We start from the raw sequence: 9,727 nt of genomic DNA on the forward strand, positions 1-9,727 counted from the left end.
CACCTCGGCCCGGGCCCGTATGCCCGCCCCGTCAAGCAGAACGACAACAACAAGAAACGCTAAAAGACGGACCAACACGAACGCCCCAGATCCAAACTCAGGCCCAAGCCTAAAGAAAACAATCTAGCAGGCGGCGCGGGCGAACCAAAGAAGAAGGGCGGCCCCAAGGACCGCCCTTCCGCATCGTTCGTTACCAGATCGGATCAGGCCGCGGCCTGTTCCTTCTTCGGCGCAAAGCGGGTGTAGAAGCTTTCGCCCTTCTCCGCCATTTCGCGCAGCAGCGCATTCGGCTTGAAGCGCTCGCCATATTTCTGGGCGAGGCTGTCGCAGAGTTCGACGAAGGCTTTCGTGCCCAGCATGTCGATGTAGGAGAGCGGACCGCCGGTCCAGGGTGCAAAGCCCCAGCCCAGGATCGCGCCGACATCGGCATCGCGCACATCCGTCACCACGCCTTCCTCGAAGCAGCGAGCCGCTTCCAGCGCCTGGATGCAGAGGAAACGCTTCTTGTATTCCTCGACAAGTTCCGGATCGGCTTCCTCGATCTTGGTTTCCACGAGATCGGCAAGGCCCGGCCAGAGCTTCTTCTTGCCGCCCTCCGGATAATCGTAGAAGCCCTTGCCCGCCTTGCGGCCCATACGGCCAAGCTCCACGACCATCTTTTCGATGAGCTTGTCGGCGGGGCCTTCGACAAATTTGTCGCCGAGATCCTTCTTGGTCTGCTGGCGGACCTTGTAGCCGAGTTCCAGCGACACTTCGTCGTTGAGCGCGAGCGGCGGCATGGGCATACCGGTCATCTTGCCGGTGTTTTCCACGATGGCCGGCTTGATGCCGTCGGCCAGCATGGCGAGACCTTCGCTCACATAGGTGCCGAAGCAACGCGAGGTGTAGAAGCCACGGCTGTCATTCACCACGATGGGCGTCTTGCGGATCTGCTTGACGTAATCCATCGCCTTGGCGAGCGTCTCGTCGGACGTCTTCTCGCCCATGATGATTTCGACAAGCTGCATCTTGTCTACCGGGGAGAAGAAGTGAATGCCGATGAACTCTTCGGGCTTGGAATAGGCCTGCGCCAGACCGGAGATCGGCAGGGTGGAGGTGTTGGAGCCGTAGATGCCGCCTTCGGCGATCATCGGTTCGGCTTTCTTGGTCACCTCGGCCTTGATGCCGCGATCCTCGAACACCGCCTCGATGACGAGATCGGCGCCCTTGAGGTCGTCGAAGTTGGTCGTCGGCGTGATGCGCGCCAGCGTGGCGTCCATCTTTTCCTGAGTGGTCTTGCCGCGCTCCAGCGCCTTTGCGAGGAGCTTTTGCGAATAGGCCTTGCCCTTCTCCGCATTCGCCTGATCGGTGTCGAGCAGCACGACCTCCATGCCGGCCTGGGCGGAGACATAGGCAACGCCCGCGCCCATCATGCCGGCGCCGAGAATGCCGAGCTTCTTCACCTTAAACTCCGGCACGCCCGCGGGGCGGCGCGCGCCCTTTTGCAGTTCCTGCATGGAGAGGAAAAGCGAACGGATCATCGCCTTGGAGCGCGGATCCATCAGCAGCTTGGTGAAGTAGCGGCTTTCGATGCGAAGACCGGCCTCGATCGGCACCTGCAGGCCTTCATAGACGCAGGAGAGAATATATTTCTGCGCCGGGAAGTTGCCATGCGTCTGCTTGTGAAGCTGCGCATTGCCGATGGTGAAGATCTGAGCGCCGCCCTTGGAGTTGGGATCGCCGCCCGGCACCTTGTAGCCCTTCTTGTCCCAGGGCTGCTCGGCATCGCCGACTTCCCTGATCCATTTCTTCGCTTCATCGATGAGCTGATCGGCGGGCACGACCTTGTGGACGATGCCGGCCTTGGCCGCCTTTTCCGGATTGAGCGACGAGCCCTGCAGGATGATCGGCAGGGCCGCGCCCGCGCCGATAAGACGCGGCAGGCGCTGCGTGCCGCCGCCGCCCGGCAGGAGGCCGACCTTGGCTTCGGGCAGGCCGAGCTGCGTTTTCGGATTGTCGGCGGCGACGCGGTAATGGCAGGCGAGCGTCACTTCGAGGCCGCCGCCCAGCGCCGTGCCGTTGATCGCCGCGACGACCGGCTTGCCGCAGGTTTCCAGATCGCGCAGCAGCATGTTGAATTTGAGGTTGCCCTCATACATGGCCTTCACGCGGTCTTCCGGCGAGCCGCCGTCGCCGCCGCCGGCCTGGCCGCCCATCATGGAGAGGTCGGCGCCGGCGCAGAAGGCACCCTTGCCGGAAGTGATGACGGCACCCTTGATGGCGTCATCCGACATGATCTTTTCGATGATCGAGGCGATGTCGGCCATGGAGCTTTGCGAGAGCACGTTCATGGAGCGGCCCGGCATGTCCCAGGTCGCGAGCGCGATGCCGTCGCTATCGACGTCGAAGCTGAAGTTTTCGTATGTGGTCATTGTCTTTTCTCCCTCGCTCAGACGCGCTCGATGATGGTGGCCGTGCCCATGCCCGCGCCAACGCAAAGCGTCACCAGCGCGGTGTTGAGATCGCGGCGTTCCAGCTCGTCCAGCACCGTGCCGAGGATCATGCCGCCGGTCGCACCCAGCGGATGGCCCATCGCGATGGCGCCGCCATTCACATTCATTTTCTCATGCGGAATGTCGAGCGACTGCATCATGCGCAGCACGACGGAGGCGAAAGCTTCGTTGAGTTCGTAGAGGTCGATGTCTTCCGGCTTCATGCCCGCCTTGGCGAGCGCCTTGCGCGACACATCGGCCGGGCCCGTCAGCATGATGCAGGGTTCGGAGCCGATGGAGGCCATGGCGCGGATCCGCGCGCGCGGCTTCAGCCCCATCGCCTTGCCGGTTTCCGAATTGCCGACGAGCACGGCGGAGGCGCCGTCCACGATGCCGGAGGAATTGCCCGCATGATGAACATGGGTGATCTCTTCCACTTCCGGATAGCGGTCGAGCGCCACGCCGTCGAAGGCGAATTCGCCGAGCGAGGCGAAGGAAGGATTGAGCGCGGCCAGCGACTGCATGGTCGCTTCGGGGCGCATATGCTCGTCATGATCGAGGATGGTGAGCCCGTTGATGTCCTTCACCGGGATGACCGAGTTGGAGAAATAGCCCTTGTCCCAAGCGTTCTTTGCGCGCTTCTGGGATTCCACGGCATAGGCATCCACATCGTCGCGCGAGAAGCCGTATTTCGTCGCCACGAGATCGGCGCCGATGCCTTGCGGCGTGAAGTAGGATTTGAACGCGATGTTGGGGTCGGTCGACCAGGAGCCGCCCGAGGCGCCCATGCCGACGCGCGACATGGATTCGACGCCGCCGCCAATCGCCATATCGGCTTCGCCGGAGATGACCTTGGCCGCCGCCATGTTGGTCGCTTCCAGACCGGACGCGCAGAACCGGTTGACCTGCACGCCCGCCGTCGTATCGGCGTAATCGGCGTTCAGCACCGCGATGCGGGCGATGTCGCCGCCCTGCTCGCCGACGGGATCGACGCAGCCCAGCACCACATCGTCCACCTTGGAGGTGTCCAGACCGTTGCGGTCGCGGATGGCCTTCAGCGTCTGCGTGGAAAGTTCCAGCGCGGTCACTTCATGCAGCGCGCCGTCCTTCTTTCCCTTGCCGCGCGGCGTGCGCACGGTGTCGTAAACGAAACAATCGGTCATGGGGAGCTCCCTGTCTGACACGCCGGTCGTACCGGCAACCGTTCTTTTATTGGTTTGAATGTGCCACGCCCCGCAATCGCGGGGCGTGGTTTCTTGTCCTAGAGCGTGCGGGCAATGAGCATCTTCATGATCTCATTGGCGCCGCCGTAGATCTTCTGGATGCGTGCGTCCGCATACATCTGAGCGATCGGATATTCCATCATGTAGCCATAGCCGCCGAAGAACTGGAGACAGGTATCGACGATCTCGTTCTCCTTCTCGGTGGTCCACCATTTGGCCATGGCCGCGGTCGTCGCATCGAGCTTGCCGTCGAGCAGCTTCACCGCGCAGTCATCGACGAAGACGCGGGCGATGGTCGCCTCGGTCTTGCATTCGGCGAGTTTGAACTGCGTATTCTGGAAGTCGAGGATCGACTTGCCGAAGGCCTTGCGGTCCTTGGTGTATTCGGCGGTCAGCGCGACGGCCTTTTCCATCGCGCAGCAGGCCTGCACGGCGATGATGAGGCGCTCCTGCGGAAGCTGCTGCATGAGCTGGATAAAGCCCTTGCCCTCGTCTTCCCCCAGAAGGTTCGTCAGCGGCACCTTCACGTCGTCGAAAAAGAGTTCGGAGGTATCCTGCGCCTTCTGGCCGAGCTTCTTCAGATTGCGGCCTCGGCGGAAGCCCTCGACTTCGTCGGTTTCGACCATGATGAGCGAGGTGCCCTTGGCGCCCGCTTCCGGATCGGTCTTGGCGACGACGCAGATGAGGTCCGCGTTCTGACCGTTGGTGATGAAGGTCTTCTGACCGTTCAGCACATACTGGTTGCCGTCCTTCTTGGCGGTCGTCTTCACGCCCTGAAGGTCGGAGCCCGTGCCCGGCTCGGTCATGGCGATGGCGCCGACCAGTTCGCCGGACGCCATTTTCGGCAGCCACTTCTTCTTCTGCTCTTCCGTGCCATAGGCTTTCACATAGTGCGCCACGATGCCGGAATGCACCGAATTGCCGAAGCCGCCGACGCCGGCGCGGCTCTGTTCCTGCGTGATCACCATTTCATGGGCGAAGGTGCCGCCGCCGCCGCCATATTCCTCAGGGATGGAAGCGCAGAGAATGCCCGCCTCACCGGCCTTCAGCCATGCATCGCGATCGACGCAGCCCTGGTCGTTCCACTTCTCGACATGCGGCACGAATTCCCTTTCGTAGAATTTCTTCACCGCGTCCTGAAGGATTTCCAGCTCTTCGTTGAGCCAGGGGGATTTGTATCCCTCATTAAGTGTCATCCGTAACGCTCCCTGTTTTTCTTGCGTTCTCGTTATCAGAAATCATTCGCGGCCAGCGCCATCATGTTCGACGAGCCCGCGCGCACGCGCTCAAGCTGCATCGCCGTTTCCGGTACTGCCTGCTGCATATAGAAGAGACCGGTGGTGAGCTTGGTCTCGTAGAATTCGGCCTGGTCGCCGGCGCCCTCTTCGAGCTTGTCCAGCGCGACCTTCGCCATCATCGCCCACATGAAGGCGATGCCGGTGATGCCGAAGAGATGCATGTAAGGCGTGGAGCCTGCACCGGCATTGTCCGGATTTTCCAGCGCGTTCTCCATGAACCACATGGTCGCTTCTTCCAGACGCTTGCGCGCGAGCTTGACCGGCTCGAGATAGGGTTTGAGCTTGGCATTGCCTTCGTTGGCGGAGACGAACTCGTCCACTTCCTTGAAGAAGGCGAAGACGGCGCGGCCGCCATTGGAGGCGAGCTTGCGACCGACAAGGTCGAGCGCCTGAACGCCGTTCGCGCCCTCATAGATCATGGCGATGCGCGCATCGCGCACGAACTGCTCCATGCCCCACTCGCCGATATAGCCATGGCCGCCATAGACCTGCTGCGCTTCCACCGCGTTGAGGAAGCCGCGATCCGTCAGATGGCCTTTCAGCACCGGCGTCAGCAACGCCATCATGTCGTCGCCGAATTCGCGGGTCTTTTCGTCTTCCGACTTATGCGACAGGTCGCCATGCAGCGCCGTCCAGACGAGCAGCGCACGGGCGCCCTCGTTGAAGGAGCGCGCATTGAGCAACATGCGGCGGATATCGGGATGGACGATGAGCGGATCGGCGGGCTTGTCTTCCACCTTGGGGCCGGTGAGCGAGCGGCCCTGAAGACGCTCCAGTGCATATTCCGCCGCGTTCTGATAGGCGACTTCGGATTGCGACAGGCCCTGCAGCCCGACGCCGAGACGCGCTTCGTTCATCATGGTGAACATGGCGCGCAGGCCCTTGTGCTCCTCGCCGACGAGCCAGCCGACGGCGTCGTCATAGTTGAGAACGCAGGTCGCGTTGCCGTGAATGCCCATCTTCTCTTCCAGCGAGCCGCAGGAGACGCCGTTGCGCTCGCCCAGAGAGCCGTCCTCGTTGACGAAATATTTCGGCACGAGGAAGAGCGAGATGCCCTTTACGCCTGCCGGGCCGCCCTCGATGCGCGCCAGCACAAGATGCAGGATGTTCTCGGCAAGGTCGTGCTCGCCCGCCGAAATGAAGATCTTCTGTCCACTGATCTTGAAGCTGCCATCGCCCTGCGGCACAGCCTTTGTGCGCAGAAGTCCCAGATCCGTCCCGCAATGGGGTTCGGTGAGGTTCATCGTGCCGGTCCATTCGCCGGAGACGAGCTTGGGCAGATATTTCTGCTTCTGCTCATCCGTGCCGTGCTGATGGATCGCGGAATAGGCGCCATGGCTCAGGCCCGGATACATGCCGAAGGCCATGTTCGCGGAGGACACCATTTCGTTGAAGATCACGCCGAGCGAATTGGGCAGCCCCTGGCCGCCATATTCGGGATCGACGACAAGCGCGGGCCAGCCGCCTTCGACGAGCGTCTTGTAGGCCTCCTTGAAGCCGGTCGGCGTGGTAACCTCGCCGTTTTCGAGTTTGCATCCCTCGCGGTCGCCCACCTGATTGAGCGGCTGGAGGACTTCCTCGGTCAGCTTCGCGGCTTCTTCCAGGATGGCGCGGACAAGGTCTTCCGACGCATCCGCGAAGCCGGGCAGGTTGGAATATTGCTGGATGCCCAGCAGCTCATAGAGAAGGAAATTATATTCGCGAAGGGGGGCTTTGTAGCTGGGCATTGATTACCTCGAGATCGTCTGACCGCGGGACCCCGTTGCATCACTCACAGGAATGACGGACGGCCCCGCGCCGATTGGCAAAGCCTCAACCTATAGAGGCTTTTTGACGCTTCTTCGGCGCATCCTTCCCGGAATTTCCGTCGGCGGCAATTCGTTCTTCAAGGCGGCGGCAGGCTTCGTGCAGCGTGGCGACCTGCAGGCCGATCTCGTCGCGTTGGCGTTCCAGGCTCGTAATGCGATTGCGGAACTTCTCCAGGGCGATCCGGTCCTGCGTTTCGCAGCCTTCGGCGGGATCGTAATGATCGAGGATTTCCTTGATCTCGGTCAGCGCCAGACCGACATTCTTGCCCCGAACGATGAGGATCAGACGGGCGCGGTCGCGCGGATAATAGACGCGCGTCTGGCCTTGGCGCTCCGGCGACAGGAGCCCCTTGTCTTCATAAAAGCGGATGGCGCGCGTGGTGAGGCCGAACTCCTCGGCAAGCTGGGTGATCGAGAAAGTCGGGCAAGGCCCGTGCTTGTCACCCTCGTGACTGCCCGCCAAAACAGCATGTTCGGACGTCTGCTGGTCCATGTTCCATCTCCCCGACATTCGCCGGTTTTCCGGCTTTATTCGCTCGATTTGAAGTGGCCGGACTCTAGGTGACGTTGACGTAAACGTCAAGCATATCGCCTGCCCGGAGATTTCAAACCGGCGCCACAATTTCCCACTCGGATGAGAGGGCATGTTCGGTCAGAATGCCGATGTCTCTAAAGGGAGGGATCATGAAATCGGGATATGCGGCCATCATCGCCGTCGCAGCGAGCCTCGTCCTGGCGGGCTGCCAGACGACGGGCAATTCCTCGGGCGGCGACAAGTTCGTCCGGGTCAACACATCGAGCCTGCCCGCGCAGGCCGAAGCCTCGGCGCAGGCGGACACCCCCCTCGCCCGGGCGCTGCTCGACGAGGTGAACGCCTTCCGCAAATCCAAGGGGGCCGGTCCGCTCTCGGTCGATCCGCGCCTGCAAAAGGCCGCCGCCGTTCATAGCCAGGACATGGCGCTTCGCGATTTCTTCGGCCATTTCAACCCGGACGATCAGGGCCCGAAAGAGCGGGTTCTGGCAGTGGACGAGGACTACAAGGGCTCGCTGGCCGAGAACATCGTCTTCGTGCAGGGGCCCGATCTGGACGACAAGGCGCTGGCGAAAAAGCTTTTCACCAAATGGCGCAACAGCCCCGCACATCGGCGGAACATGCAGGATCCGAGCTTCACCATCACCGGCATGGGGGTGGCGCGCTCAGGCGACAAGGTCTATGCAACCGAGGTCTTCGGCGGGCCTTAAGTCCCTGCATATACGCATGAATCCCTGAATCATTAACCAGCTGTTTACGGTGCCCGGCGCTTTATAGGCGGCATGCGGGAGAGGCCGTTCAGGCGGCCGAGGCTCGATAGAGAATCGGTGCGATTCACCAGATATGGTGCCGATGTCAATATTTTGGGCTAACCCACACGTTTAAACGCCATATTCCGTGGCATATACTGACCCAAACCGTTCAAAGGCTAGTGATTCGGATGAGATCGGGGGTCCCCTGGAGCGTCAAAGGCATAGAGCCTGAAGCGCGCGAAGCTGCAAAGCAGGCTGCGCGCCGCTCGGGCCTGACGCTTGGCGCGTGGCTGAACCAGGTCATCATGGACAGCGGCACGGACGATGTGTCCGGCGACGGCGGCGAACAGAGCGGCTGGAGCAACCAGACCCGCTCGGGCGGACGCCCGGACTACGCCGCGCAAGCGCCTGCGCAGGCCGCCCGGCCCGGCGACGGCGAGATGGAGGGCCTGGCCGATGCGGTCCGCAATCTTTCAAGACGGCTGGAGCGCAGCGAAGACCGGACCGTGGAATTGACGCGGCGTCTGGGCGAAACCATCGATGAGCTGGCGGACCGGATCGTCCGCGCCGAACATGCGCCCGCCCAGCCGCAGCAGGAGACGAAAGCCGTTATCGATCCTCTGGAACGCAAGCTGCAGCATCTGGCCGAACGGCTGGAACGCGCGGAGAAGGACAGCGGCGGCCCCCAGCAGACCGCCGAGGACAAGCACGCGATCCAGACGCTGGAGAAGGCGGTGAACGCGGTGGTCGATCATCTGGACACCAGCGAGAAGCGGACCAATGCTTCCCTGTCCGATATCCGCAACATGCTGGGCCAGCTCTCCTCGCGCATCGACGAGACCGAGCAGGCCAACGAACGCGAAGCCGAAAAGAAGCGTGCGGAAGCACAAGAAAAGCACCTCTCGCTCCTCTCCCAGCGGCTGGAGCAGATGGAGCAGAGCCTTTCCGGCGTCAGCGGCAATCTGGAACAGACCCAGGCCAAGGCCGTGCAGGCGGCGCTGAAGGCGTTCGAGGACAAGGCGCAGGCCGACAGCCAGCGCGACACGATTTCCAGTCTCCAGAAGAGCCTTTCCCGGCTTTCCGAACGACTGGAGCAGACCGAACAGAAAAGCCAGGATGCGCTGGACGCCGTGCATAAGGGCATGAACGGCATTGCGCGCCAGATCGAAGATCTTTCCAGGCCGCGCGAACCGGAAATGCCGCGTGAGCTGGCCGACCAGCTCGACATGCTGGCGCAGCGTCTCGAAGAAAGCGAACACCGCACCGACGAGACCACGCGCAATGTGGAAGAAACGCTATCGCAGATCGCCAACCGGCTGAGCGAGACCGATCACCAGAGCCGAGAAGCGCTGGAATCGGTGCAGAGCGTGCTGGCGCGCACGACCGAACGCCTTGCCCGGCTGGAAAAGTCGGCCAAGCAGCGCGCGGCGCGGCCCGCCGCGCCGCAGATCAATGCCGGCATGGGGCCGCAAGGCAGCTTCTCGCCCAACTTCCCCACCGCGGCCGCGCTGAACGCGCCGGGCATGGGGGGCGCGCAGTTCGATCTGCCGTCGATCGGCAGCCAGGGACGTGGCGAAGGGTTCATGGTGCCTTCCGCAATTCCCGCCCAGCCTGTAATGCAGGCCCAACCGGCGATGCAGGCC

At 62.3% G+C, this 9,727-nt stretch carries 7 protein-coding genes; 2 read left to right on the top strand and 5 right to left on the bottom strand.

What is annotated here, in order from left to right; genetic code table 11:
- Positions 1-203: 203 nt before the first annotated feature.
- From CMI59_RS06185 to CMI59_RS06205, 5 genes are all read right to left on the bottom strand, one after another.
- The gene (locus CMI59_RS06185; protein ID WP_293326153.1) at positions 204-2,411 is read right to left on the bottom strand and encodes a 3-hydroxyacyl-CoA dehydrogenase NAD-binding domain-containing protein; all 2,208 of its coding nucleotides are present in this window, start codon (positions 2,409-2,411) and stop codon (positions 204-206) included.
- A 17-nt stretch (positions 2,412-2,428) separates the two neighbouring features.
- Entirely contained in the window at positions 2,429-3,634 is a 1,206-nt protein-coding gene (locus CMI59_RS06190) for an acetyl-CoA C-acetyltransferase (RefSeq protein WP_293326155.1), read from the bottom strand.
- Positions 3,635-3,732: 98 nt separating this feature from the next.
- The gene (locus CMI59_RS06195; protein ID WP_293326158.1) at positions 3,733-4,890 is read right to left on the bottom strand and encodes an acyl-CoA dehydrogenase family protein; all 1,158 of its coding nucleotides are present in this window, start codon (positions 4,888-4,890) and stop codon (positions 3,733-3,735) included.
- Positions 4,891-4,925: 35 nt separating this feature from the next.
- A complete protein-coding gene (locus tag CMI59_RS06200) occupies positions 4,926-6,719 on the bottom strand; it encodes an acyl-CoA dehydrogenase C-terminal domain-containing protein (protein ID WP_293326161.1) in 1,794 nt (597 codons plus the stop codon).
- A gap of 85 nt (positions 6,720-6,804) precedes the next feature.
- Positions 6,805-7,293: a MerR family DNA-binding transcriptional regulator gene (locus CMI59_RS06205; protein ID WP_293326164.1), complete on the bottom strand. Its 489-nt coding sequence runs from the start codon at positions 7,291-7,293 to the stop codon at positions 6,805-6,807.
- 191 nt (positions 7,294-7,484) lie between these two features.
- Here CMI59_RS06205 and CMI59_RS06210 point away from each other — a divergent pair, with 191 nt between their 5' ends.
- Entirely contained in the window at positions 7,485-8,042 is a 558-nt protein-coding gene (locus tag CMI59_RS06210; protein ID WP_293326167.1) for a CAP domain-containing protein, read from the top strand.
- Between the two features lie 230 nt (positions 8,043-8,272).
- Positions 8,273-9,727 (top strand): hypothetical protein (locus tag CMI59_RS06215; protein ID WP_293326170.1); only part of this gene is annotated, 1,455 nt, incomplete at its 3' end.

This window comes from Parvibaculum sp. (assembly GCF_002684405.1).
In the GTDB taxonomy this organism is placed as follows: Bacteria; Pseudomonadota; Alphaproteobacteria; order Parvibaculales; family Parvibaculaceae; genus Parvibaculum.